We start from the raw sequence: 26,323 nt of genomic DNA, 5'->3' as shown, positions 1-26,323 counted from the left end.
CCACAGGGCACGCGGACGCTCGATTTCCCGACCGGCTCATCGGCGAGTGGGCAACGAAAAGATGCGTGCATCAGGTACGTGCCCCGCTCGGTTCGATGATTGCGCTGGGGAGCGCATGTCATGACTACACCAGAGAACTCGATAAGCGCTCTCGAAGTGGCCGAATCACCCGATGTCTGCGTCACCGACAATGCGTCCGTCAAGCGCGCTGTCAAGGCAACGATGCTCGGAAATGCCATGGAGTGGTTCGATTTCGGCGTTTACGCATATCTAGCTACCACTATAGGAAAAGTGTTCTTCCCGGACGCGAGCGGCAGCGCTCAACTCCTCTCTACCTTTGCAATTTTTGCGGCAGCCTTCATCGTCCGCCCACTCGGCGGATTGTTCTTCGGTCCACTCGGTGACCGCATCGGACGCAAGAAAGTCCTGGCCACCACCATCATTCTGATGGCGGGCAGCACCTTCGCCATCGGCCTCATCCCGAGCTACGAATCCATCGGTATCGCCGCCCCGATCCTGCTGGTACTCCTACGCCTACTGCAGGGCTTTTCCACCGGCGGCGAATACGGCGGAGCCAGTACGTTCGTCGCCGAATACGCACCGGACAAGCGCCGCGGTTTCTTCGCCAGCTTCCTCGAATTCGGGACTCTGGCAGGATATGTGGCGGCAGCGGGCATCGTGACGATCATCCAGACCGTCGTCAGTGCCGAGGACCTACTCCAGTGGGGCTGGCGCATCCCCTTCCTCATTGCCGGACCTCTGGGTCTCATCGGCCTGTACCTCCGTCTGCGTTTGGAGGAAACCCCCGCATTCCAGATGATGGAGCAGGCCGAAGAGCGCTCCCTCGCAGATGAATCCACAGGCAAGAAACTACGCGAAACTCTCGTCGACAACTGGCGTCCGCTTGTTCTGTGCATCGTCCTGGTGGCCACGTACAACATCGCTCACTACGGACTGCTCAGCTACATGCCGACGTATCTGACCAACACGTTGGGTTACGACGAATCCCACGGACTCGTTCTGATGATCATCGTCATGATCGTGATGATGATGGGAATCAGCTACGTCGGAAAGTTCTCGGACCGCGTCGGGCGTAAACCCTTGCTGCTCAGCGGTTTCATCGGATTCTTCGTCCTGTCCCTGCCTGCCTACCTTCTGATCGGCGTCGGCAACTACGTGACGGTCTTCCTGGGACTCGCAATTCTCGGCGGCTTGCTCCTGCTGTTCGTCGGTGTGTTCCCGTCCGTGCTTCCCGCACTGTTTCCGACCGGAATCAGGTACGGCGGCTTGGCAATCGGATACAACCTCGCGGTCTCCATCTTCGGCGGGACCACTCCCCTGGTGCTCACCGCCCTCGAAAGTGCAACGGGCAGCAACTTGGTCGCACCGATGTACATGATGATCGCCGCCGTGATCGGCGGTATCGCAGTCCTGATGATCCCCGAGACCGCACGCAAGCCACTCGACGGCTCTCCGCCCTCCGTCGCCACCGACGAGGAAGCACGTCGGATCATCCGCAAGGTTCGTCGAAAGAGAATGAAGGCCGATAACCTCGAGGTATGAGCACGCCTCGAATCGTCGTCGTCGGCAGTATCAACATGGATCTGACCACGTCAGTGTCCAGATTCCCAGCTCCGGGAGAAACGCTGCTCGGCACTGCCTTTGCCACCGCGGCGGGAGGCAAAGGCAGCAACCAGGCCATCGCCGCCGCGAAGGCCGGTGGGGACGTGTCGTTCGTCGGCGCGGTCGGCGACGACGGTTTCGGCACCCAATTGCGCGAGACCCTGCAAGACGCCGGGGTCGACACCGCGTTGCTTCGTAGTGTCGACGGCCCGAGCGGCGTTGCCGCCATCACCGTGAGCGAGGACGCGGAGAACAACATCATCGTCGTCCCGGGCGCCAATTCCTCGGTCACCTCATTGTCCGAAGTAGACCTCGACGCGATCGCACACGCCGACGTTCTCCTGTGCCAACTCGAAATACCCCTCGACACGGTCACCACAGCGGCCCGGCACGCGCGTGCCAACGGAACAACTGTCATCCTCAATCCTTCACCGGTACAAGACCTTCCGGGCGCCCTGATCGAGTCTGTCGACATCCTGATCGTCAACCAGACCGAGTCGGAGCAGTTGGCCGCGGTCACCGGTCGCGTCCGATACCTCGTCACGACGCTCGGGGCCGGCGGCGCGGATCTCCGGTCGGGCGAGGAGACAATCCACGCCGACTCCCCGGCCGTGACACCCGTGGATACAACTGGCGCAGGCGATGCTTTCACCGGCGCCTTCGCCGTGGAGTGGGTGCAGGGCCAGGACCGCGCCCTGCAGTTCGCTGCCACGGCGGGAAGTCTGGCGACGACGGTCCGCGGCGCGTCGGTGTCGTCACCCACTCGCGCTGCGATCGAAAAAGTCCTGAACCGACAGCTTGACTCTGACACCGTGTGAGGTCGTAAACCTGTAGGTATCGGGTTTGTGAGAGAGAAACGGGGCGAGCAAGGATGTTGAGCATCGGAGACTTCGCGAGAGCAGGTCGTGTGTCGGTGCGCATGCTCCGCCACTACGACGCCATCGGTCTGCTCAGACCCGCGAGGGTCGACGCATCCACCGGGTATCGCTCGTACACCGCGGGCCAGTTGGCGCTGCTCAACCGCATCGTCGCTCTCAAGGAGTTGGGCCTGACTCTGGCCCAGGTCCAGCAAGTGGTGGAGTCAGCGGTCACCGTCGACGAGATCCGCGGGATGCTCACGCTTCGCCGAGCAGAACTCGAAACCCGAATCCAGGAAGACACCGCGCGACTGGCGCATGTACAGGCGCGCCTACGGATCATCGAAAGTGAGGGACAGATGTCCGCATACGAGGTTGTGATCAAGTCAGTTCCGGCGCTGCGGGTCGCGGAGTTGACCGGTAGCGCCAAGACGATGGATCCGTCGTCGATCGGCCCGGTGGTTCGCGGGTTGTACGAGCGCCTTTGTACCGGTTTGGATCGTGCCGGTATCGCCGCGATCGGACCCGCTGTCGCTTACTACGAGGATGCCGGTGACGACGAGAACGTCGTCGTCCATGCGGCGCTACCGGTAGACGCGAATCCCGATGGCGACTACGAGTTCGCTGTGGTGGACCTGCGGGCCGAAGAGCACGTGGCCTCGCTGCTGCACAAGGGTTCGATGGACAACTGCCTGCCCGCTTATCAGGCGTTGGCCCAATGGATCGACGCAGCGGGATACCGCAATGCCGGCCCCAGCCGTGAGGTGACGCTGGCGTGCCCGGAGGATGTCGACGGCTGGGTCACCGAACTGCAGGAACCTGTTGCCAAGGCCTGAAGCCCGCACGTGTCGGCAGGGTCGTGCACCATGGGGTCCATGACCACCGCCACTGCCCCAGCCATGCGCGACGAAGCCGAGCGGCTGCTCCGCGAACTCGCGGGGCCGGATGCCCGCCTACGCGAGGACCAGTGGACGGCCATCGAGGCGCTGGTGGTGCAGCGCAAACGCGCGCTCGTCGTACAGCGGACCGGCTGGGGCAAATCTGCGGTCTACTTCATCTCGGCGAAGCTGCTCCGGGCAACGGGCCACGGCCCCACCGTCATCGTCTCTCCGTTGTTGGCCCTGATGCGAAACCAGGTCAGTTCTGCCGAACGTGCCGGAGTGCGCGCCGCAACCATCAATTCGGGCAACGTCACCGAATGGGACGACATCCATGCCCGCGTCGCAGCCAATGATCTCGACGTCCTTCTGGTCAGCCCCGAGCGCCTGAACAACCCTGACTTCCGCGATCAGGTGCTCCCGGCCCTGGCAGCTGATGCCGGCCTGGTCGTAGTCGACGAGGCTCACTGCGTTTCCGACTGGGGCCACGACTTCCGTCCCGACTACCGCCGCATCAGGACCTTGATCGCCGAACTCGGCGAGGGCATTCCCGTCCTCGCAACCACGGCGACGGCCAACAACCGCGTCGTCGAGGACGTGTCCGCCCAACTCGGCGTCGGCGGTGAGGAAACCCTCGTCCTTCGCGGCGGGCTCGAACGCGAGTCGCTTCACCTCTCTGTAGTCCACATTCCGGAGGCGACGGCGCGCGCTGCCTGGCTTGCCGACATGCTCGAGACGCTGCCGGGTTCGGGCATCATCTACACGCTGACGGTTTCGGCCGCGCGCGACCTCGCAAGCCTGCTCTCCGAGCGCGGCCATACCGTCGCCGCCTACACGGGCCAGACCGATCCCACTGAACGTGAATCTCTCGAGCAGGACTTGTTGGGTAATCGCGTCAAGGCTCTGGTGGCCACCTCGGCACTCGGGATGGGCTTCGACAAGCCTGATCTCGGGTTCGTCGTCCACCTCGGCGCACCGTCGTCGCCGATCTCGTACTACCAGCAGGTGGGCCGCGCCGGTCGTTCCACCGACAGGGCAGACGTGATCCTCCTGCCTGGCGCCGAGGACAAGCAGATCTGGAGTTACTTCGCCTCGGTCGCCTTCCCCCGCGAGCACCTGGTCCGCAGCGTCATCGAACACCTCGACACCGAAAAGGCCACGTCGACACCGGCACTCGAACCTCTGGTGGAGCTCAATCGCACGCGTCTCGAGATGGTCCTCAAAGTCCTCGACGTCGACGGCGCGGTCAAACGCGTCAAGGGCGGGTGGATCAGCACCGGCGAACCCTGGGTGTACGACGCCGAGCGCTACGGCCGACTCGACGACGCCCGCCAGGCCGAGCAGGCCGCAATGGTCGAGTACCAGAGCATCACGACGTGTCGAATGACCTTCCTGCGTGAACAACTCGACGATCCTGGTCTGACCTCAGAGAACTCACAGTGCGGTCGCTGTGACAACTGCACAGGCAATCGCTACGACACCACTGTCGACACCGCCGCCCTCGACGAGACTCGGGCGCGCTTGCAGCGCCCCGGATTCGACCTGGAGCCGCGCAAGATGTGGCCGACCGGCCTGAGCAAGCTGGGCGTCAAGCTGTCCGGGAAGATCACCGAGGGGCCCGAAACCGGGCGCATTCTCGGACGGATGTCGGACCTGGGCTGGGGTCAACGTCTCCGCGCGCTTTTCGACGGTCCCGACGCCGAGGTACCCGATGCGGTGGTCAGCGCGTGTATCAGCGTTCTGGCCGCCTGGAATTGGGCCGAGCGACCCACCGGTGTCATGGCCCTCGAATCCACGACGCATCCTTTGTTGGTGTCGAGCCTGGCTGCCAAGTTGGCCGAGGTCGGGCGATTGACCGACCTGGGCACCCTTCGCTTGCGACCCGACCACCCTCCGGTGTCGGCAGCGAACTCCGCCTACCGCGTGTCCGGACTGGTCGATGTTTGGGAAGTCCCGGACATGAGTATCCATCAGGGACCAATACTTCTTGTCGACGCAATCGCCGATACCGGTTGGACTTTCACGATGGCCGCGCGCGCACTTCGACAGGCTGGTGCTCACTCTGTACTTCCGTTGGCGCTCGCAAGCCCGAAATAGCGAGTTTTTGCCCGAAATAGTCGCTCCGACAACGGCAAAAGTTACATAATGTGAGCACCATCACATTCATGTCCTCACCTGGGGCGCAACGGGTTCCACACGGCCCGAAACGGACATCTGCATGACTTCGACAGCAATGATTGTTACGTTCAGATGACCGATGAAGCCTGTTGATACGAGAGCTATCCCGACCACCGCGCCGGACGCGGTGTTGTTCAGAAGCCCACAGATCGATGACGGAGTCCGGCTCTGGGAGATCGCACGTGATTCGAAGGTGCTCGACCTCAATTCGAGTTATGCATACCTGTTGTGGTGCAGGGATTTCAGCGCGACGTCCATCGTCGCGGAGGTAGACGGCCGCGTAGTCGGATTCGTTTCCGGTTATACCCGTCCCAGCGCGCAGGAAACCCTGTTCGTGTGGCAAGTTGCGGTCGACGAAGACCAGCGCGGCAAGGCAATTGCTGCCCGCATGCTGTCCGACTTGATGGATCGCACTGCCCCACTGGGTGTTACACATCTGGAGACCACGATCAGCCCCGACAACGAGGCTTCGATCGCACTCTTCACCGCGCTCGCACGTCGGCGCGAAGTACCGATAACCAGGCAGACCTTGTTCTCGCCCAACGATTTTCCCGATGGACACGAAGCCGAAGATCTTTACACGATCGGCGCCTAGCGCACTTCGCGCTCGGCATACAGCATGCCCCGGAGGAACAAAGAAGATATGAATATCAACGAAGCAAGCATTTTTGAAACCCTCGAGTCCGAGGTTCGCAGCTACTGCCGTGACTGGCCCGCAGTGTTCACCAGCGCATCCGGATCCTGGATTCGTGACGAGAACGGGCGCGACTACCTCGATTTCTTCGCCGGTGCCGGCGCCCTCAACTACGGCCACAACAACCCGGTGCTCAAGTCCGCACTGGTCGACTACATCATGAGCGACGGCATCACGCACGGTCTCGACATGTCGACAGTCGCCAAGCGTGAGTTCCTCGAGACCTTTCAGCGCAACATCCTCGAGCCGCGCGGCCTGGACTACAAGGTCCAGTTCCCCGGCCCGACCGGATCGAACACCGTCGAGGCTGCACTGAAGCTGGCCCGCAAGGTCACCGGACGTTCGGCAGTCATCAACTTCACCAACGCATTTCACGGGATGACACTTGGTGCACTCTCCGTGACCGGCAACTCGATGAAGCGCGCGGGCGCCGGTGTCCCCCTCGTGCACACGACACCGATGCCCTTCGACAACTACTTCGACGGCGTCACCGAGGACTTCCAGTGGTTCTCCCGCGTTCTCGATGATTCCGGCAGTGGAATCAACCGCCCCGCGGCAGTGATCGTCGAAACCGTGCAGGGTGAAGGTGGCGTCAATGTCGCTCGCCCCGAATGGCTTCGGGCGCTGGCAACACTGTGCTCGGATCGCGGAATCCTGTTGATCGTCGACGACGTCCAGATGGGTTGCGGCCGTACCGGCCCGTTCTTCTCCTTCGAAGAGGCCGGAATCGTTCCCGACATCGTCACGTTGTCCAAGTCGATCAGCGGCTACGGAATGCCGATGGCGCTCACGCTGTTCAAGCGTGAACTCGACGTCTGGGGACCGGGCGAGCACAACGGCACCTTCCGCGGCAACAACCCGGCGTTCGTCACCTCCAAGGTGGCACTCGACCACTACTGGTCCGACGACGCCCTCACCAAGACGACGTTGAAGAAGGGCGCACGCATCAGCGAATGCTTCGCCAACCTCTCCGATCAGTTCCCCGGCGAGGTCTCGCACCGCGGGCGTGGCTTGGTTCAGGGCCTCGTCTTCGAACAGCCCGAGCGCGCCGGCAAGGTCTGCCAGTTGGCATTCGACGAGGGATTGCTCGCCGAGACCTCCGGACCCTCCGACCAGGTTGTGAAACTGCTTCCCGCACTGACGATTACCGACGACGAGCTCGAGCACGGCCTCTCCATCCTGGCCGAGGCGACACTCAAGGTCTGCAGCTAGAGGAAGGACTCTCCCATGATCGTTCGCACCACCACCGAGATCACCGACACCGACCGCGACATCACGAGTGAGGACGGAAACTGGCGCAGCAAGCGCATCGTCCTCGGCGGCGACCGCGTCGGGTTCTCGTTCCACGAGACCACCATCAAGGCGGGTTCGGTCAACGAGTTCCATTACGCCAACCACGTCGAGGCTGTCTGGCTCGTCGAGGGCACCGGCAAGCTGATCGACCTCGACAACAACAAGGAATACGATCTCGCACCGGGGTCGATGTACCTGCTCAACGGCCACGAGCGTCACCGCGTCGAGCCGGACACGCAGATGCGCATGCTGTGCGTGTTCAATCCGCCGGTCACCGGGCGTGAGGTGCACGACGAGAACGGTGTCTACCCACTGGTGGAGGTCCCCGCGTAGCGTCTAGTCATGGCGACTGACACCTCTCCACGCGTAGCGATCGGCCCCGTCCCCGATGCACTGCTCGACAGCGCGGTGCTTCGGGGCGGTGGTCTGATCAGTCCGATCGACACTGCGGACGCCCTGATCTGGGCGGGCTCACCCGAGACCTTTCCGTCGGAGTTACCGGCGTCGGTCAGGTGGGTGCAGCTTCCGTCGGCGGGAATCGAGGATTGGTTCGACTCCGGTGTGATTCCGAAGGACACAGAAATCACGTGGACCTCGGCGGCCGGTGCGTTTTCGGCGTCGGTGGCCGAGCATGCACTCATGCTTCTCTTGGCCGGAGTTCGCCACTTACCTGCACACATCGAGGCTCGAACGTGGCGTCAGTTCGAGTTCTTTCCCAAGATCGGCACCCTTCGTGGCTCGACGGTTGCGATCATCGGCGCAGGCGGTATCGGCCGCGCGCTGATTCCGATGCTGGCCGCGCAGGGGGCGGACAGCATCGCAGTCAATCGTTCCGGTAGCCCGGTCCCCGGGGCGATCTCGACGTACCCCGCATCCAGGATGGATGAAATCTATTCTCGCGCAGATCACTTCGTGATTGCTGCGCCCGCCACCCCGGCCACCCGTCACCTCGTGGGCCGTACGCAGTTGGCGGCGATGCAACCCCATTCCTGGGTGATCAATGTCGCGCGCGGATCACTGGTCGACACCGACGCACTGGTCGAGGCCATCGAGTCGGAACAGATCGGCGGCGCCGGTCTCGACGTCACCGATCCCGAACCCCTCCCGGACGGTCACCCACTGTGGGATCTGACGAATGCGATCATCACACCCCACGATTCCAATCCGCCAGGCGTTCGCCCCGCCGCCTTCGCGGATCACGTCTCCAAGAACGTGACCCGCTTCGCGAAGGGTGAGGCGCTGGCTGCCCTCGTGGACCCAGTAGCCGGATACTGAGCACGCCGCCGAAGCTCGAATGCTCGGACCACGGTTGCCACAAATTACTGTGGCGACTGCGTCTCCGGAAAGAAGAGCGCCCGCGCCCGGCGAGCGACCTCTTCGGCAGGTACATCCTCGACCTTCGTGCATACTGCCCACCTGTGGCCGAACGGATCGAGAAACACTCCATGCCGGTCGCCCGAAAATGTATCGGCCACAGCCGTGACCAGCGTGCCTCCCTCGGTGACTGCCCGAGCGACAAACTCGTCCGTGTCCTCGGTGTAGACGACGATTGACGAATGCACCCAGCCGTCCTGCGGTGATTTGAGACCGAAGTCCGGCATCTCCTGCGAAAGCTGCAGCATCGAATCGCCGATCCGGATCTCCGCATGCATGAGGGAGCCGTCAGGTGCGTTCATCGCATCGACTATCTCAGCTCCAAGTGCTCGTTTGTAGTAGTCGAGTGCGGCATGGCCGTCCGGCACCGCAAGGTAGGGAGTGATCGTGCGGTAACCAGCGGGGATCGGGTTCACTGTGTTCATGTGTACGAGTATTGGCGATCGCACACGTGTTCTATTGAACATTTCGGACTTCCTCCGCGCCTCCGTCTCGCACACGCGCCTATCCTGGAACGGTGCCTACCGACAACAGCCGCCTCGACGCCCTCCCCGAGCTCCTGGCCGGCCGTCGCCTGGCAGTTCTGACAGGCGCCGGCATCTCCACCGACTCCGGAATCCCGGACTACCGCGGCCCTGATTCGCCACCGCGCAATCCGATGACGTTCCAGCAGTTCATCGGCGATCCGGCGTTTCGGCGGCACTACTGGGCGCGCAACCACATCGGCTGGCGATACATGGACAGCTCCCGCCCCAACCAGGGCCACCGGGCCGTCGCGGCACTGGAACGAACAGGGCGAGCCGTCGGCGTGATCACCCAGAACGTCGACCTCCTGCACACCAAGGCCGGCGCGCGAAACGTCATCGACCTCCACGGCACCTACGCGCAGGTTCGATGCCTGAGCTGCCAGCGGCTGATCTCCCGTACCACTCTCGCGGAGAGACTGGAAGAAGCCAATCCTGGATTCGCCGAAACAGTCGCTGCTGCAACAGGAGTCGAAATCGCACCCGACGCAGATGCCGTGATCGAATCCACCGCACACTTTCGCGTCGTGGATTGCGCCGTGTGCGGTGGCTTACTCAAACCGGACATCGTCTACTTCGGCGAATCCGTCCCCAAGGAACGCGTCGCCCGTGCGTACAGCCTCGTCGACCAATCCGACGCACTGTTGGTAGCCGGGTCGTCGTTGACCGTGATGTCCGGCCTACGTTTCGTCCGGCATGCCGCCAAGACCGGGAAGCCGATCGCCATCGTCAATCGAGGCACGACTCGCGGCGACGAATTCGCCGACCTCAAGCTCGAAGTCGGTTGCGCTGAAGCACTTTCCGCCCTCGTCGAGCACGAAAGCTACAGCGCCACCAAGTCGTCCGCGTGAACCACAGGACGCTGCATGTCGGCCGGTAGATCGGTGGTGGAGCGCCCCAGGATCTCCTCGATCTCCGCAGCGTCGAACGCAACGACACCCCGGGCGACGGGCTTCTCCCCCGGCCCCATCAGGGACACGACGTCGCCGGCGTGGAAGTCACCGGATACACCGACGATGCCAGCGGACAGCAGGCTTCGACGCTTGGACACGACCGCGCGGACGGCGCCTTCGTCGAGGTGGAGGTCACCCGATGTGTCAGCGGCGTGACGAACCCAGAATCGGCGGGCCGACAATCGCGTCGGCCGGGGCGCAAATGCCGTTCCGACATCGGCACCACTGAGTGCCTGCGCAGCGTCCGATGCTGCCGCGAGCAGAACCGGCACGCCGGAATCAGCGGCCAGGCGTGCTGCTGAGAGCTTCGACGCCATGCCTCCGGTACCGAGGGCGCCACCCGAACCGGCAACCACACCGTCGAGATCCTCGGGACTGTTGACCTCGGGAATCAGTGTGGCATCGCCCTTTCGGGGATCCCCGTCGTACAGTCCGTCCACATCCGACAACAGGATCAACGCGTCGGCGCCGACCAGATGAGCAACCAGTGCAGCCAGCCGATCGTTGTCACCGAATCGAAGTTCGGTGGTGGCAACGGTGTCGTTCTCGTTCACGATCGCCACCGCGTGCAATGCCCGTAGACGATCGAGTGTCCGTTGGGCGTTGCGGTGCTGCGTCCGTCGAGCGATGTCGTCAGCCGTGAGTAGAACCTGCCCGACGGTACGCCCGTAACGGGCGAACGACGTACCCCAGGCGTGAGCCAGAGCCAACTGACCGACGCTGGCCGCAGCCTGCTTGGTCGCGAGATCCCGCGGTCGCTTGGTCAGTCCCAGCGGCGCCAGTCCGGCGCCGACGGCACCGGACGAGACGACGACGACATCGGAACCCGCACGCATGCGAGCCTCGATGGCATCGGCCAACAGATCGAGTCGGTGAGTATCGAGTCCCGCCACCAGACTGGTGAGCGCAGACGACCCGATCTTCACGACGATACTGTGAGCCGACGCTATCGACTCCCTGGTGGACCCGAGCACAGTCCCGTTCCCTCTCTTCGGTTTTCGTCCTGAAATCGCGTGGGTCAGGCGTCTTCGTCGAGCAAGCCGCGGCGGACACGACGCGCGTGCTTGCGCTCGTCGGCGCCGATGCGCTCCACCTGATCGAGACGCGGGTCGGTTCCACGGCCCGTGCGGGTCAGATCGATACCGGCCGGCGTCATCGGCTCCCACTCGAAGCTGACGTCACCGATGGTGACGGAAGCTCCTGGCTGAGCGCCCTTCTTGACCAATGCGTCCTCGACGCCCAATCGAGCAAGACGGTCGGCGAGGTAACCAACGGCCTCGTCGTTGTCGAAGGCGGTCTGACGAATCCACCGCTCCGGGCGGGTGCCTCGGACGACGAACCCACCGGGAATATCGGGATCCTTCTCGATGGTGAAGCTGGAATCCTTGACCTTGACCGGGCGAATGACCTGGCGCTTCGGCTCGGGCTTCGGATGAGCTTCGCGGTAGTCGCGGACCATCTTCGCCAGCGCGAATGTCAACGGTCGCAATCCTTCTCGGCTCACCGCCGAGATGGTGAAGACCGGCCATCCGCGAGCTTCGATCTCAGGCGTGACCATTTCGGCCAATTCGGCGGCCTCGGGAACGTCGGTCTTGTTGAGGATGACGACGCGCGGGCGCTTGTCGAGGTCACCGAGTCCCGAATCGCCGGAGAGCGCGGGCGTGTACGCGGCCAGCTCTGCTTCCAGGGCGTCGATGTCGGAGATCGGGTCACGTCCCGGATCGAGGGTGGCGCAGTCGATCACGTGCGCCAATACGGCGCAGCGTTCGATGTGGCGCAGGAAGTCCAGGCCCAAACCGCGGCCTTCGCTTGCACCGGGGATCAGCCCGGGCACGTCGGCGACGGTGAAGGTGGTGTCACCGCTCGAGACGACGCCGAGGTTGGGGACCAGAGTTGTAAAGGGGTAGTCGGCGATCTTCGGCTTGGCCGCAGAGAGAACGGACACAAGCGAGGACTTACCGGCGGAGGGGAATCCGAGCAGACCGACGTCGGCTACCGACTTGAGTTCGAGAACCAGGTCACGCTCGACACCGTCCTCACCGAGGAGTGCGAAACCGGGAGCTTTGCGGGCTTTCGAGGCGAGTGCTGCGTTGCCGAGTCCGCCGCGGCCGCCCTGAGCGGCGTCGAAGCGTGAACCGACTCCCACGAGGTCGGCAAGCACGTTGCCGTCGGTATCGAGAACCACAGTTCCATCCGGAACCTTGAGGATGAGGTCTTCACCGTTTGCACCCTCGCGGTTACTGCCGGCGCCCTGCTTGCCGTTGGTCGCCTTCGCGTTGGGATGGAAGTGAAAGTCGAGGAGGGTGTGGATGTTCTCGTCGACCACGAGGATGACGTCGCCACCGCGACCTCCGTTGGCACCGTCCGGACCGCCGAGCGGTTTGAACTTCTCGCGGTGTACGGAGGCGCAACCATTGCCGCCTTTTCCAGCGCTGACGTGCAGCACAACACGGTCAATGAATCGGGACATGACTGCCGGATCCTTCCTCAGTCAATTGCGGGTCTCACGCGATGAGCTGAACTTCTGGTGAGCAGGGTTGCTCGGGGCAAAACGGGTACTGCTAAACAAACGATAGGGGCGGACCGGGTTATTTCAACCCTGGTCCGCCCCTATCGGGAGCTTGGAACGCGTCACTCTCTTACCGAAAGCAGAACCGGCTTACCGAAGTAGAACCGATGACGCACAACTAGCGAGAAAGACTAGACCTCAGCCGCAACGACGGCCGGAACGATGTTCACGGTCTTGCGTCCACGCTTCTGGCCGAACTCGACTGCACCGGCAGCGAGAGCGAACAGGGTGTCGTCGCCGCCACGGCCGACGTTGACGCCGGGGTGGAAGTGCGTGCCGCGCTGGCGAACCAGGATTTCGCCTGCGCTGACCGACTGGCCGCCGAAGCGCTTCACGCCGAGGCGCTGGGCGTTTGAATCGCGACCGTTACGGGAGCTGGATGCACCCTTCTTATGTGCCATGCTATTGACCCTCCTCGGGTGAAATTAGCTAGAAAGAACTGGTTACTTGATGCCCGTGACCTTGAGCACCGTGATCGGCTGCCTGTGGCCCTGACGCTTGTGGTAACCGGTCTTGTTCTTGAACTTGTGGATGCGGATCTTCGGGCCCTTGGTGTGCTCGACGATCTCACTGGTGACTGCGACCTTGGCCAGCTTGGCCGCGTCGGTGGTCAGGTCAGATCCGTCGACCACGAGAACGGGAGCAAGCGAGACAGCAGTGCCGGGCTCACCCTCGATCTTCTCGACCTTGACGAGGTCACCAACAGCGACCTTGTACTGCTTTCCGCCGGTCTTGACGATCGCGTACGTTGCCATCGGAGGGCTACCCCTTGCTTCTTCGAACTTGCTCGCGCTGCTGCCTGAGGCTTCAAATGCATCGCGACTGGTCTGGTTTATGTCACCTCGGCTCGGCACTGACGTACCGGGACATTCACGCGCACTCTAGGCACACGGAATCTCTACCGCCGGGTGGCGACCCTCCAAGGTTACGGGAAAGCAACCGTCAGGGTCAAACCGCCCCGCCGAGGGGTGGTGCTTACTACTCTGTACTGCTTCTACCAGCTGAAACTTCGGATAGCGGTTGGATGTCCTCGCTCATCGCGAAGTCATCCAACCGACCGAAAGCCAGTAGTTCTTACTCTCCGTCTACCGGAGGACCTGCGGGACGTGCTGCTGCACGCCTGCGACGGGGTCTCTTGACGACGACAACTTCTTCCTCGGCCGGAACTTCGGTGGCCGGAGCCGGAACGTTTTCCGCGACCGCGTCCACCACGGGTTCCGGAGTCGGAATCACGAAGACCGTGCCCACCTCGGGAGCTGCCTCGGCAACCGGTGCCGACGCTGCCCGCGACGCCCGGCGACTACGCCGACGACCGCGCGGAGCTGCTTCGGTCGAAGCTGCGGCCGACTCGTTGTCCACTGCGGATACTTCTTCCGCAGCAGAGTCCACAACAGGAACGTCATGGTGCTCAGCAGCAGCAGGAGTATCGATCGGCCGATCTTGTTGCCGATCGGCACTTTTGGATGCATCGTCCCCCGAAGACACACCGGCGGAATCAGACTCGGTCGAGTCGGCCGCGACGGTCTCGTCGTCGTCGTGGTGATGCGAGGCCATCGCCAATGCCACCGGATGAGCCCGCTTGACCGTCGCGTCGACGGCCGGAACCTCTGGCGCCGGAGCTTCCTGTCCGTTGGACTCGGTCGAAGCCGACTTGTCTCCGCGGCCACGCTTGTTCTTGCGCGAGGTACCGGAATCACTGCGCTGCGAGCCCGAACGCGATCCTCCGTCGTCCGAGGACTTCACCTCGACGGGCTCGGAATGGACGATGATGCCGCGGCCGTGGCAGTGCTCACAGGTGGTCGAGAAGGCCTCGACCAATCCGGTGCCCAACTTCTTGCGCGTCATCTGCACGAGCCCGAGTGACGTGACCTCCGACACCTGATGGCGCGTGCGATCGCGACCCAGGCATTCGGTGAGCCGACGCAGGACCAGGTCCCGGTTCGATTCGAGAACCATGTCGATGAAGTCGACGACGATCATTCCGCCGATGTCCCGCAGGCGCATCTGGCGAACGATCTCCTCGGCCGCTTCGAGGTTGTTACGGGTGACGGTCTCTTCGAGGTTTCCGCCGGCTCCGGTGAACTTGCCGGTGTTGACGTCGACGACGGTCATGGCCTCGGTGCGGTCGATCACCAGGGTGCCGCCGGACGGCAGCCACACCTTGCGATCGAGTGCCTTGGCCAACTGCTCGTCGATACGGCGAGCCGCGAAGACGTCGATACCGTTGTTCGGCGTGTACTTCTCGAGCCGCGGAAGCAGGTCGGGCGCAACGGAGTTGATGTAGTTCTCGACCGTCGTGTGCGCCTTCTCGCCCTCGATGACCAGCTTGGAGAAGTCCTCGTTGAACAGATCACGAATGACCTTGACCAGCATGTCAGGCTCTTCGTACAGCGCCTGCGGGTTGCCGGACTTACCGGTGTCCGCAGCCGCAGCCTGCTCCTCGATGCCGGCCCACTGAGCCTGCAGACGAGTCACGTCGCGCGCCAACTCTTCTTCGCTGACGCCCTCGGACGCCGTGCGAATGATCACGCCCGCGTCGGCGGGCACGATGTCGCGCAAGATTTCCTTGAGACGCTTGCGCTCGGTGTCCGGAAGCTTGCGGCTAATACCCGTGGACGTACCACCGGGCACGTAGACGAGGAAACGACCGGCAAGCGAAATCTGTGTCGTCAGTCGAGCACCCTTGTGGCCGACCGGATCCTTGCTGACCTGAACGAGCACCTGATCGCCAGGCTTGAGAGCCTGCTCGATCTTGCGCGAGTTGCCACCGAGACCGGCAGCCTCCCAGTTGACCTCACCGGCGTAGAGAACACCGTTGCGGCCACGTCCGATGTCGATGAACGCAGCTTCCATGCTGGGGAGCACGTTCTGGACACGTCCGAGGTACACGTTGCCGACCATCGACGCGGACGCCGAGTTGGTGACGAAGTGCTCGACCAGCACTCCGTCTTCGAGGACTGCTACCTGTGTAGTCGCATGCGGCTGACCGCTGTCTGCCCGATCGCGCACGACCATGACGCGATCGACGGCCTCACGACGCGCGAGGAACTCCGACTCGGTCAGGATCGGTGGGCGACGTCGGCCGGCGTCACGACCGTCGCGGCGACGCTGACGCTTCGCTTCCAGACGTGTCGAACCACTGATGCCCTGGACCTCGTCCTTGACGCGGGTCTTGTTGCGCGGCTCGCGCTCGTGAACGACGGTGTTCGGCGGATCGTCCTCGGACGTCGCAGTCGCGTCGGTGGCGCCGTCGGTGCCGGTCTTGCGACGACGACGACGGCGGCGACGGCGGCTCGATCCGTCGGCATCGAGATCGGAATCGTCGGCATTCTCGGAATCCGCATCAGCGGTGGACTCGGACTTATCACCGGATTCTTCGCCGGCAGCGTCGTCGGTTTGCTTCTCGACTGCCGCAGGGGCAGATTCCTGCTCCGATTCGGTAGCGGTATCCGACTCTTCGTCCGAACCCTGCTCGCCACCCTGTTCACCGCGACCACGTCCACGTCCACGGCGTCCACGACGACGGCGACGCGGCTGATCGTCGTCCTCGTCCTCGGACTCGGCGCTCTCGCCCTCGGTTTGCGGTGCGGTCACAGCCGGCTCTTCGACGGCAGGAACTGCAACCGGCGCTGCCTCGGGAACGACGGTTTCGGCTTCCGCGGTTGTCTGCTTCTCTTCGACGACCGCCGGTGCAGCAGGCTCGCGGCGTGCGCGACGGCGACGCGGAGCTACCTCGGCGGCTTCGAGATCCGGCTGCAGGAACAGCGGGACCTGCGGCGCGGCGGGAGCCACCTCGGGCTGATGGGTCTGCGGTGCCTCGAAGGAAGTGAACAGATCGGACTGCTCGGCTTCCTTGCTCTGCAGCGCAGCTGCGGCGTCGAGTCCAGCGCTGATCTCGGCGACAGCCGGATCCACTGTTTCTTCTGCTGCAGGTTCTTCGACGACGACCTTTTTGCGAGTGCGACGAGCCCTGACAGGCTTCTCGGCCGGAGCCGCTGCAACAGGAGCAGCCTCCACGGGAGCTTCTGCAGCAGGCTCCTCGGCAACCGGCGCCTCGACAACCGGGTCGATGAGGGTGTCGAGCTCGGCGACGACGGGCTCGATGGCCTCGGCCGCGGAAGTCAACGAGGCATGAATCCGCTGAGCGACGTCACGGTGGAGACTCGACTGCGCGCTGCGCAATTCGGTACCGAGCGCTGCGGCTTCGGCAAGGACCTGCTTGCTGGTGACGCCGAGCAACTTCGCCAGCGCGTGTACGCGCATCTTGTCGGGAAATTCCGGGGTGGTGCTGGAATCTGATTCGGTTGGGGATTGATCGGCCACGTAAGTCTCCTCAGCCCCCGGGCGCGTCCAACCCAGAAGTCGAGTTGTCACGCGGCCACGCGGGAGCGTGCTGTGTGTACTCGCACTCAGAAGTGAGTACGAGATTGTAAGGTCTCGCTCCGCATGGTCCGCAATGCCCGTTATTCACTGCGAGCACATGAAGTGCCTGGCTGGATGGCCGTTGTCCTGTGCGCGAGCGCCTGATCATCCAGCGTGCAGAGGTCCAGGGATTTCCTGTTGACCTGGAGCAGCGATGAAAGGGCATCGAACCTAGGTGTCATCCGGTTGAACGTGCGTAAAACAAATTGCGGTTCAACTGAAAGCAGTATCCCACACCAACGCGCCTGCAACTGCAAAGGGCGCACCGATGTGGGATACGTGCCGAGAATTCGCTGTGGAGATGTGGGCCGAAGGCCCGTTCATGTGGGCCAGAGGCCCGATCGGAGATTCAGATGGACGACAGCGCGGGGAACCACAGAGCGATTTCACGCTCTGCCGACTCCACGGAGTCGCTGCCGTGAACGAGGTTCTGCTGCGCTTCGAGTCCGAAGTCGCCGCGGATCGTACCCGGAAGAGCCTTGTCGACCGGGTCGGTTCCGCCGGCCAACTGACGGAAAGCAGCGATGGCTCGGGGGCCTTCGAGCACTGCGGCCACCAGCGGACCGGAGGTGATGAACTCCAACAAGCTCGGGTAGAACGGACGCTCGGCGTGTTCTGCGTAGTGGCTACCAGCCACCTCTTCGGAAGCTACGCGGAGGTCGAGTGCTGCAATTGTCAGGCCTTTGCGCTCGATACGGCTGAGGATTTCTCCTACGTATCCACGGGCAACGGCGTCGGGCTTGATCAGTACGAGGGTGCGCTCAGTCACAGCGGACAGCCTAAATGGTCAGTCCCGCTGACCGGGAAGCAGGCCCTTGTCCATCCGGCGCTTGATGTCTCTCTGCAGGTAGACGAGGTATCCCCAGACGATCCCGAAGGTGATCGCCACACCGGCGATCGACGGGTGGACGAAGAAACCGAACAGAAGGATCACCTGCAGCGCGACGTTGAACCCCATCGCCCACGGCTTGCCCTGGATGCCCGCACCCAGAATCATCAGTACCGCCAACCCGATGATGAATCCCGCGGAGGCCGCGGTGAGGCCTCCGCCGACGACCGCGACAACCGGCAAAGCCAGCAGCACGACGATCGCCTCGAGGATCAGGGTTCCGGCCATCACTCCGCGGAAGCTTTTCCACGGGTCCTTGGTCGGCGGCCCGAACTCGCCGGCAGTGTCTCCGGGCTCGTGGTCTCCGGACTCGGGATTGGCATCTGACGGGGTACTCACGCGGGGTCCTTTCCGAACAGCGTGCGGGCGGCGCCTGCGGTCACGACGGATCCCGTCACCACCACACCCGCCCCTGATACGGCCTCACCGGGTTCGGCGACCTGCTCGGCGATTTCGATCGCGACTTCCAAGGCGTCGGCAAGCACCGGCGCAACGACGACGCGCTCGTCGCCGAACTTCGCGACGGCGATGTTCGCCAGTTCTTCGACGTCCATCGCCCGGGGTGACCCGTTGTGGGTGACGACGATCTCGTCGAAGACGGATTCGAATGCAGTCAAGATGGCGTCGACGTCCTTGTCCGCCATGACGCTGACCACTCCCACGAGCTTGCGGAAGTCGAACTCGGCGGCCAGTGCGGCCGCGAGAGCGCGGGCACCGTCTGGATTGTGGGCGGCGTCGAGAAAGACCGTCGGCGCACTCCGAACACGTTCGAGGCGACCAGGATTGACGATCGAGGCGAACCCGTTGCGGATTGCATCCTGATCCAGTTGTCGATCCGGACCGGCACCGAAGAACGCTTCTACGGCAGCGAGCGCGAGCGCGGCGTTGCGCGCCTGATGCTCACCGTGAAGGGGGAGGAAGATGTCGGTGTACACACCGCTCAAGCCTTGAAGTTCGAGCTGCTGTCCGCCTACCGCGATCTGGCGAGCAAGCACCTTGAACTCCGAGCCTTCACGAGCGACCGCGGCCTCCACCTCGACAGCACGCCGCAGCAATACCTCCATGACTTCGGGAGTCTGCTCGGCGATGATCGCGACGGTGTCCACCGGAACCAGGTCCTCGCGGCCCTTCTTGATGATCCCGGCCTTCTCCTCCGCGATCCCGGCCAGGTCGGTGCCCAGGTACTCGGCGTGATCGAGGCTGATCGGGGTGATCACCGCAACCTGCCCGTCGATCACGTTGGTGGCGTCCCAGCGTCCGCCGAGGCCGACCTCGACCACGGCGACGTCGACCGGCGCCTCCGCGAAGGCCGCATAGGCCATGGCGGTGAGCACTTCGAACTTGCTCATCGCCGGTCCCCCGGCTTCCTCCGACTGTGCGTCGATCATCTGCACGTACGGCTCGATCTCGCGGAACGTGTCCACGTAGAGCCGCGGTGAGATCGGATGACCGTCGATGCTGATCCGCTCGGTCGCGATCTGCAGATGAGGGCTGGTGGTTCGCCCGGTGCGACGATGCAGAGCCGTCATCAACGAATCGATCATGCGCGTCACCGACGTCTTACCGTTGGTTCCCGTGACGTGCACCGACGGATAGTTGTGCTGAGGCGAGCCCAGGACATCCATGAGCGCCTCGATACGAGTCAGTGACGGCTCGATCTTGGTCTCGGGCCAACGCTTGTCGAGTTCTGCTTCCACCAGCGCCAGTTCGGCGATGTCGACCGGAGTCGGAACCGAACTCTGAGCGTCGAATTGGGACGGCTCGTACGAACTCACTTGTCGGCCAGCTCCTTCAGACGTCCCGTGATGCGCTCGATCTCTTCGACGGCGATCTGGCGACGTGTCTTGATCTTGTCGACGACGGCGTCGGGCGCCTTCGCCAGGAAGGCCTCGTTCGCCAGCTTGTTGTCAGCGGTGACGAGCTCCTTCTGCGCTGCCGCGAGGTCCTTTTCGAGCCGCTTCTTCTCCGCGCCGAGGTCGATGGTGCCCGAGGTGTCGATGTCGACAGTGACGGTGCCCTGGCTCAGGCGCACCTCGACGGAGATCGACGCGGTGAATCCCTCTTCGGGTTCGGTCAGCTTGGCCAGCGCCGCCACGTAGGCGAACTGGCCGTCCATGCCGGCCTCCGATAGCCCGGACGCACGAGCCGGGACCTTCTGGGAAGGCTTGAGTCCCTGATCGTTTCGGAATCGTCGCACCTCGGTGATCAGCTTCTGCGTGTCTTCGATCCTGGTTGCGGCCTGGGCGTCGACTGCCTCACCGGACAACGTGGGCCATTCGGCGACGACGACGGACTCGCCGCCGGTGAGCACCTTCCACAGGGTTTCGGTCACGAACGGAATGACCGGGTGCAGTAGGCGGAGCAGTGCATCGAGAACGTTGCCGAGCACGGCGCGGGTGTTCGCGGCGACGGCCTCGTCGGCGGCGAACTGCACCTTGGCGAGTTCGAGGTACCAGTCACAGACCTCGTCCCACGCGAAGTGGAACAGGCCTTCGCACGCCTTGCTGAACTCGTAGCGATCGAATGCGGCGTCCGCCTCGGCCTGGACCGTGTCGAGACGGTCGAGGATCCAACGATCGGCGTCGGTCAGTTCGCTTCGAGCGGGCAACGGCGCGGGAGCAGCGCCGTTCATCAGAGCGAACTTGGTCGCGTTGAACAACTTGGTCGCGAAGTTGCGCGAGGACTGCGCCGAATCCTCACCGACGGACAGGTCGCTGCCCGGGTTGGCGCCGCGTGCAAGTGTGAATCGCAGGGCGTCGGCGCCGAAACGATCGACCCAGTCGAGTGGGTCGATACCGTTGCCGCGAGACTTCGACATCTTCTTGCCGTACTGATCGCGGACCAGTCCGTGCAGGAACACGTCCTTGAACGGCATCTGCGCGCCGGACTTACCCGGACCGGCGGTGATCGACTCGTCCTCGGACACGTAGGTGCCGAACATCATCATGCGGGCGACCCAGAAGAACAGGATGTCGTAGCCGGTGACGAGAACGCTGGTGGGATAGAACTTTTCGAGTTCGGGCGTATTGTCCGGCCAGCCCATCGTCGAGAAGGGCCACAGTCCGGAGGAGAACCAGGTATCGAGGACGTCGGGATCCTGGACCCAGCCTTCCGGCGCCGTTTCGTCAGGACCGAAGCACGCAACTTCACCCTCGGGGCCGTACCAGACCGGAATGCGGTGACCCCACCAGAGCTGACGGGAAATGCACCAGTCATGCATGTTGTCGACCCAGTCGAACCAGCGTGGCTCCTGGCTCGCCGGGTGAATGACGGTGTCCCCGTTGCGAACCGCGTCACCCGCAGCCTTGGCGAGCGTCTCGACCTTGACCCACCACTGCAACGAGAGACGAGGCTCGATGGCCTCGCCACTGCGCTCGGAGTGCCCGACGCTGTGCAGGTACGGGCGCTTCTCGGCGACGACGCGTCCCTGCTCGGCGAGAGCTTCGCGAACCTTGACGCGAGCCTCGAAGCGGTCCATTCCGTCGAATTCGGTTCCGGTGTCGGCAATCTTGCCGGTCTTGTCCATGATGGTGGGCATCGGCAGGTTGTGCCGCAGGCCCATCTCGAAGTCGTTGGGATCGTGAGCCGGCGTGATCTTCACAGCGCCGGTTCCGAACTCGGGGTCGACGTAGTCGTCGGCGATGATCGGGATCTGACGCCCGGTGAACGGATGATCGAGAGTGGTGCCGATGAGGTGCTTGTAGCGCTCGTCCTCGGGATGGACCGCTACTGCGGTGTCACCGAGCATTGTCTCGACGCGAGTGGTCGCGACGATGACGTGCGGCTCGTTGTCGTCGAGCGAGCCGTAGCGCAGGGAAACCAGCTCACCCTCGACGTCCTCGAACTTCACCTCGATGTCGGAGATCGCGGTCTGCAGCACCGGCGACCAGTTCACGAGACGCTCGGCGCGGTAGATCAGGCCCTCGTCGAACATGCGTTTGAAGACTGTCTGGACTGCGCGGGAGAGGCCCTCGTCCATCGTGAAACGATCACGACTCCAGTCGACGCCGTCACCGATGCGCCGCATCTGGCCACCGATGGTTCCACCGGATTCGCGCTTCCAGTCCCAGACCTTGTCGATGAACAGCTCGCGGCCGAAATCTTCCTTGGTCTTTCCGTCGGCAGCGAGTTGCTTCTCGACGACGGACTGCGTGGCGATACCGGCGTGGTCCATGCCTGGCAGCCACAGCACCTCGTAGCCCTGCATCCGCTTGCGACGGCTGAGCACGTCCATGAGGGTGTGATCCAGGGCATGGCCCATGTGCAGGCTGCCGGTGACGTTCGGGGGCGGCAGCACGATGGAGTAGCCGGGCTTGTCGCTGGTCGCGTCGGCCTGGAAGTACCCGGCGTCTACCCAGCCTTGATACAGATCGGCCTCTACCGCGCTGGGGTCCCAGCTCTTGGGTAGGGCGTCGGCGGGGGTCTGGGGGTTCTCTGGAGCTGCACTGGTCACCACTTGATCCTAATGACTCCCCCGTCGTGAACGAATTCGCCCGTCGGCCGCCGCAGCGCACACGAACGACTGCCCCGCAGTCCGGGGTCAGCCGAACAAACGATATTCACCGATCCGCTCCGCTGACAGGATCGCTCTGAAGGACGACCGACCAACGACCTGTGGAGCAAATATGTTGAACAACTGGAGTTCTCGCCGTCCCGGCGTTCGAACCTTGGCGGCGGCCGCGACGATCGGAGCGGCGGTTGCCCTCGTGCTTCCGGCGACTGCGTCTGCTGCCCCCGGCATCGAAGAAAGTGTGCAAGGAAGCATCGACAGTGGCAGCGCCACGATCAACGGAAGCGTCGGCGATATCGGGAACGACATCGCAAACGGCATCGCCAGCGGCAGCGTGGGTGACATCGTCGGCGGGATCGCCACTGGGAACCTCAACGACGTCCTCGGCGGCCTGAACGCCGGCTCGACCAGCGCGACGGACATCGTCAACGGCCTGGCCAGTGGCAACGTCAGGGACATTCTCAGTGGCCTGGCCAGCGGCAGCGGCGGCGGCGGATCATTTGCGCCCACGCAGCGCTGCGACGCCTCGACCGTCTCGGGCGGCGCAGGAATCACCAGCACCAAGCACGAACTCGGCCGCGGTGGCCCGACCTCGTTCGTGCTCGGCTACGAGACCGAAAACGTCCCGGACCTGATCGAGGTGTACTACGAAGGTCGGTTGATCCACAGCACCGGATACATCGGCGACAACATCAACGAGGGAACTGGTTCAGCTGTCGTCAACGTGCCCGCCGGTGGGGCGTCGTCCGTTCTGGTTCGCGTCACGGGCCCTGACCACACCGAGTGGTCGTACACCGTTCGTTGCCCCGGCGCCTGATTCCGGTCCGGATCCACGCGAAGACGCTCGTGCCTCGTTCGGTGTTTCATCCGAACGAGGCACGCGCGGGTTCAGCCCAGAATCTCCGGTAGCGCGACATCTTCGCCGAGAACGTGCTCGGAGAGGAACGCGGTGACCACCTCGTACCAGATCTTGGTGTGCTGCGGCTTGAGCACCCAATGATTCTCGTCGGGGAAGTAGAGGAAGCGATGGTCCGTTTTCCCGTCGTCGTCGGCGGGCAGACCTGACTCGGCAAGCAGTTCGTACCAGAGTCGCAAGCCCTCACCGATCGGAACCCGGTAGTCCTTGTCGCCATGGATGACCAGCATCGGAGTCGTGATGTCCGCGACGTACAGATGCGGCGAATTCTCGACGGCCATCTCAGGCGACATCTCGCGCTGCCAGTACCAGGCAGCGTCCGTCGTCGGGCCGAATTGATCGAGTGCCCACAGACTCGCGTGGGTGACGATGGCGTCGAAACGGTTGGTATGTCCGGCAATCCAGTTGGCCATGTAACCACCGAACGAACCACCCATCGCGCCTGTTCGCTTGGGGTCGATCTCGGGCTGGGCGACAGCAGCATCGGTGATCGCCATCAGATCGGTGAAGGGCGCCTTGCCCCACTGACCCCACCCCCGCTGGACGAAGTCCTGGCCGTATCCGGTCGAGAGCGCGGGATCTGGTAGCAGTACTGCATAGCCCTTGGCGACGAGCAGCCACGGATTCCACCGCCAGGACCAGGTGTTCCACGAACCGAGTGGGCCGCCGTGGACCCAGAGAAGCAATGGCACCGGTGCATGCGGCGCGGCGCCCGTCGGCAGCGCCAACCAGCTACGCACCGTCGAACCGTCCTCGGCACGCGCGGTGATCTCGGTCAGTGTTCCCGGCAGCTCCGGCAAAGTGTCGGGCCCACGAAGTGCGGTGATCTCACCTGATCGCAGATCGACCCGCACCACGTGCGGGGGCGCTTCGTACGAGGCTCGCAACGCGTAGATCGACTCACCGTCCGGCGCCACTCGAACGTCGGTGTACGCCGCGTCGTCGGCTGTCAGGCGCACTGGTTGGCCCCACAGGTCGATGGTGAAGATCGGACCGCGGCCGCCGTCGTCAGCGGTGACGACCAGCCCGGATCCGTCGGGTAGCCAGGCAAGTGAGGTAGGCCAGCGATCCCAGCCGTCGGCGACGCCGGTCACGGCACCGGATCCGAAGTCGTAGAGCTGCAGAGTCATTCGTGGTGCGGACTCCGGTGTGGTGAGTGTCTCCCGGATGAACGCGAGCTTGGTTCCGTCCGGCGAGAGCACCGGGTTGTAGACGTCCGCGTCGGCCTCGTCGACAAGCGTGACTCGGTCACCGGTCACCGTGTCGATCCGAACCAACGTCGATCGGCGGGCGGCACTCGCATCGCCGACAGTCCACGTGGTCACGACGAAGAGACCGTCGTCGGAAATCGTGGTCGACGTCTCCCGCAGCGCTGCGCCTGCCGTCGGTGTGATGTCCCGCAACTCGACGGATTCCTTCGAATCCGTCTCGGCCACAACCAGATGCGGATGATCGGGGCCCAGGTCGTGGTCCCAGTGGCGCACCGGATAACCGGTGTGCAGCATCGCCGTGACTTTCTTGTCCTTGCGCGCCGATCGCACCTGATCGTCCTGGTCGAGGCTGATCGCCGAAGCCATGACCGACGTCTGGGCCACGAACGTCGGCGCCGCCTTCGCCGCTGATACCGACGAGACACCACCGGGACGCGAGATCAGCAGCTGAGCTTCTCCGCCCGCCGCTGGTAGGCGCCAGAGTGCTGGTTGCGGATCACTCTCGCCCGGCACGGCTCGCGTGGCAGTGAAGAGCACGTCGCCGTCGAACGCGAAGGCAGCACCGGACTCGCTGGTCGAACCCCAGGTCAACCGACGCGCAGGACGCCGGCCTTCCGGGTCGATCTCCCACAACGAGGACACGTATTCGGCGCTCTTGTCGTCGAGAACGGCGCGCGCGCAGATCAGCAGCGAGCCGTCAGGTGACAACACCAGGCCGGACAACCTGGCCAGAGCGATGTAGTCGTCGAGTTCGTCGAACGGTGTGCCTGCGTGGAGCTCGGGAATCTGGGTCACCACTAGTTCGTATCACGCGCCCCGCGGTTGACGCATCATTGCGTAGATCGTCGGCCCGCCGCCTGGCATGACGATGTCACGGGTCACTTCGAAACCGAAGCGGTTGTAGTACGGGATGTTCGATTCCTTGCTGCTCTCGAGGTAAGCGTCGACATGTTGACGGTCACAACGCTCCAACCGAGAGTTCAGCAGCGCTTTGCCGTATCCCCCACCGCGCGCCGCGCTGCCGGTCCCGACGGTCGCGAGATACCAGTGCGGCGAATTCGGGTGTGCTCCTTCGAGAACGGAGCTGACCTCGGCCGCGTGTCGTAGGCCCCTGCCGAAGACACGCACCATTGCGGGCAGGCTCACGAGCCCGGAAATCCACGACTGCTTCCACCGCCCCGGCGGATCCCACAGAGTTGCCCCGCCGATCAGGCCGTTGTCGTCGGTGGCCACCTCGACGCCGCCCCCGGCGAGGTGGTGGTAACGAGCTTCTGCGGCAAACAGTTTCGTCAGGCGATCAGCCCTGGTGGCCTCGTCCGGCAACATCCACGCCATCAAGGGATCATCTTCGAACGCCTCGGCCAACACTGCCGACAGTGCCGGAATATCGGATCGGACAGCCGGCCGTACGTGTACACCCATGAGGCGAGAG

Annotated in this window: 22 protein-coding genes; 10 read left to right on the top strand and 12 right to left on the bottom strand. The window is 63.7% G+C overall.

Features of this window, described 5'->3' with window-relative positions:
* The first annotated feature begins 120 nt into the window (after window positions 1–120).
* The 8 genes from M1L53_RS23140 (at window position 121) to M1L53_RS23105 (ending at window position 8,798) form a co-directional block, all read left to right on the top strand.
* Window positions 121–1,563, top strand: a complete 1,443-nt coding sequence (locus M1L53_RS23140; RefSeq protein WP_003944479.1) for an MFS transporter — start codon at window positions 121–123, stop codon at window positions 1,561–1,563.
* Window positions 1,560–2,441 carry a ribokinase gene (locus M1L53_RS23135; protein WP_030536629.1) on the top strand — a complete coding sequence of 294 codons (882 nt, stop codon included), beginning with the start codon at window positions 1,560–1,562 and terminating at the stop codon, window positions 2,439–2,441. The genes M1L53_RS23140 and M1L53_RS23135 overlap by 4 nt, the downstream gene beginning before the upstream one ends.
* A 53-nt stretch (window positions 2,442–2,494) precedes the next feature.
* Window positions 2,495–3,316 carry a MerR family transcriptional regulator gene (locus M1L53_RS23130; RefSeq protein ID WP_054187684.1) on the top strand — a complete coding sequence of 274 codons (822 nt, stop codon included), beginning with the start codon at window positions 2,495–2,497 and terminating at the stop codon, window positions 3,314–3,316.
* Between the two features lie 39 nt (window positions 3,317–3,355).
* A complete protein-coding gene (locus M1L53_RS23125) occupies window positions 3,356–5,455 on the top strand; it encodes a DEAD/DEAH box helicase (protein WP_030536630.1) in 2,100 nt (699 codons plus the stop codon).
* Between the two features lie 160 nt (window positions 5,456–5,615).
* Window positions 5,616–6,131 carry a diaminobutyrate acetyltransferase gene (ectA, locus tag M1L53_RS23120; protein ID WP_003944572.1) on the top strand — a complete coding sequence of 172 codons (516 nt, stop codon included), beginning with the start codon at window positions 5,616–5,618 and terminating at the stop codon, window positions 6,129–6,131.
* A gap of 48 nt (window positions 6,132–6,179) precedes the next feature.
* Window positions 6,180–7,442 (top strand): diaminobutyrate--2-oxoglutarate transaminase, encoded by a 1,263-nt coding sequence (gene ectB, locus M1L53_RS23115; protein WP_007731008.1) that lies wholly within the window; start codon window positions 6,180–6,182, stop codon window positions 7,440–7,442.
* 15 nt (window positions 7,443–7,457) lie between these two features.
* Window positions 7,458–7,856: an ectoine synthase gene (locus M1L53_RS23110; protein WP_003944463.1), complete on the top strand. Its 399-nt coding sequence runs from the start codon at window positions 7,458–7,460 to the stop codon at window positions 7,854–7,856.
* A 9-nt stretch (window positions 7,857–7,865) separates the two neighbouring features.
* Complete coding sequence (locus M1L53_RS23105; RefSeq protein ID WP_054187685.1) at window positions 7,866–8,798, top strand: D-isomer specific 2-hydroxyacid dehydrogenase family protein; 933 nt, start codon at window positions 7,866–7,868, stop codon at window positions 8,796–8,798.
* A gap of 44 nt (window positions 8,799–8,842) precedes the next feature.
* Here M1L53_RS23105 and M1L53_RS23100 read toward each other — a convergent pair whose 3' ends face one another.
* Window positions 8,843–9,364, bottom strand: a complete 522-nt coding sequence (locus tag M1L53_RS23100) for a VOC family protein (RefSeq protein WP_080726651.1) — start codon at window positions 9,362–9,364, stop codon at window positions 8,843–8,845.
* A 50-nt stretch (window positions 9,365–9,414) separates the two neighbouring features.
* Between M1L53_RS23100 and M1L53_RS23095 the strand changes: the two genes are divergently transcribed.
* Window positions 9,415–10,272, top strand: a complete 858-nt coding sequence (locus M1L53_RS23095; protein ID WP_042450219.1) for an NAD-dependent protein deacetylase — start codon at window positions 9,415–9,417, stop codon at window positions 10,270–10,272.
* Here M1L53_RS23095 and proB read toward each other — a convergent pair.
* The 9 genes from proB to M1L53_RS23050 form a co-directional block, all read right to left on the bottom strand.
* Window positions 10,245–11,348, bottom strand: coding sequence for a glutamate 5-kinase (gene proB, locus M1L53_RS23090; RefSeq protein WP_003944552.1), 1,104 nt, complete (start codon window positions 11,346–11,348; stop codon window positions 10,245–10,247). The two genes, M1L53_RS23095 and proB, sit on opposite strands and share 28 nt — an antisense overlap.
* Window positions 11,349–11,392: 44 nt before the next feature.
* Window positions 11,393–12,844 carry a GTPase ObgE gene (gene obgE, locus M1L53_RS23085; protein WP_003944579.1) on the bottom strand — a complete coding sequence of 484 codons (1,452 nt, stop codon included), beginning with the start codon at window positions 12,842–12,844 and terminating at the stop codon, window positions 11,393–11,395.
* Between the two features lie 230 nt (window positions 12,845–13,074).
* Window positions 13,075–13,344 (bottom strand): 50S ribosomal protein L27, encoded by a 270-nt coding sequence (gene rpmA, locus M1L53_RS23080; RefSeq protein ID WP_003944532.1) that lies wholly within the window; start codon window positions 13,342–13,344, stop codon window positions 13,075–13,077.
* A 42-nt stretch (window positions 13,345–13,386) separates the two neighbouring features.
* Complete coding sequence (rplU, locus tag M1L53_RS23075) at window positions 13,387–13,698, bottom strand: 50S ribosomal protein L21 (protein ID WP_003944533.1); 312 nt, start codon at window positions 13,696–13,698, stop codon at window positions 13,387–13,389.
* Window positions 13,699–14,017: 319 nt separating this feature from the next.
* Window positions 14,018–17,266: a translation initiation factor IF-2 N-terminal domain-containing protein gene (locus M1L53_RS23070; RefSeq protein WP_054187686.1), complete on the bottom strand. Its 3,249-nt coding sequence runs from the start codon at window positions 17,264–17,266 to the stop codon at window positions 14,018–14,020.
* Window positions 17,267–17,714: 448 nt separating this feature from the next.
* Window positions 17,715–18,134, bottom strand: coding sequence for a nucleoside-diphosphate kinase (gene ndk, locus M1L53_RS23065; RefSeq protein ID WP_003944527.1), 420 nt, complete (start codon window positions 18,132–18,134; stop codon window positions 17,715–17,717).
* An 18-nt stretch (window positions 18,135–18,152) separates the two neighbouring features.
* Window positions 18,153–18,593 carry a DUF4233 domain-containing protein gene (locus M1L53_RS23060; RefSeq protein ID WP_003944448.1) on the bottom strand — a complete coding sequence of 147 codons (441 nt, stop codon included), beginning with the start codon at window positions 18,591–18,593 and terminating at the stop codon, window positions 18,153–18,155.
* The gene (locus M1L53_RS23055) at window positions 18,590–20,029 is read right to left on the bottom strand and encodes a folylpolyglutamate synthase/dihydrofolate synthase family protein (protein ID WP_003944455.1); all 1,440 of its coding nucleotides are present in this window, start codon (window positions 20,027–20,029) and stop codon (window positions 18,590–18,592) included. The genes M1L53_RS23060 and M1L53_RS23055 overlap by 4 nt, the downstream gene beginning before the upstream one ends.
* Window positions 20,026–22,707 carry a valine--tRNA ligase gene (locus M1L53_RS23050; RefSeq protein WP_039973213.1) on the bottom strand — a complete coding sequence of 894 codons (2,682 nt, stop codon included), beginning with the start codon at window positions 22,705–22,707 and terminating at the stop codon, window positions 20,026–20,028. The genes M1L53_RS23055 and M1L53_RS23050 overlap by 4 nt, the downstream gene beginning before the upstream one ends.
* A gap of 172 nt (window positions 22,708–22,879) precedes the next feature.
* On the opposite strand from M1L53_RS23050, the gene M1L53_RS23045 reads away from it, so the two are divergent.
* The gene (locus tag M1L53_RS23045; RefSeq protein ID WP_019749074.1) at window positions 22,880–23,581 is read left to right on the top strand and encodes a hypothetical protein; all 702 of its coding nucleotides are present in this window, start codon (window positions 22,880–22,882) and stop codon (window positions 23,579–23,581) included.
* A gap of 71 nt (window positions 23,582–23,652) precedes the next feature.
* Here the strand turns inward: M1L53_RS23045 and M1L53_RS23040 are convergent, their stop codons facing one another.
* Window positions 23,653–25,686 carry a S9 family peptidase gene (locus tag M1L53_RS23040; protein WP_030536637.1) on the bottom strand — a complete coding sequence of 678 codons (2,034 nt, stop codon included), beginning with the start codon at window positions 25,684–25,686 and terminating at the stop codon, window positions 23,653–23,655.
* A gap of 12 nt (window positions 25,687–25,698) precedes the next feature.
* Window positions 25,699–26,313: a GNAT family N-acetyltransferase gene (locus M1L53_RS23035; RefSeq protein ID WP_042450225.1), complete on the bottom strand. Its 615-nt coding sequence runs from the start codon at window positions 26,311–26,313 to the stop codon at window positions 25,699–25,701.
* Between the last annotated feature and the right edge of the window lie 10 nt (window positions 26,314–26,323).

Source organism: Rhodococcus sp. T9N (assembly GCF_024436645.1).
In the GTDB taxonomy this organism is placed as follows: Bacteria; Actinomycetota; Actinomycetes; order Mycobacteriales; family Mycobacteriaceae; genus Rhodococcus_F; species Rhodococcus_F qingshengii.
This window is presented reverse-complemented; position numbering and strand designations above follow the sequence as displayed.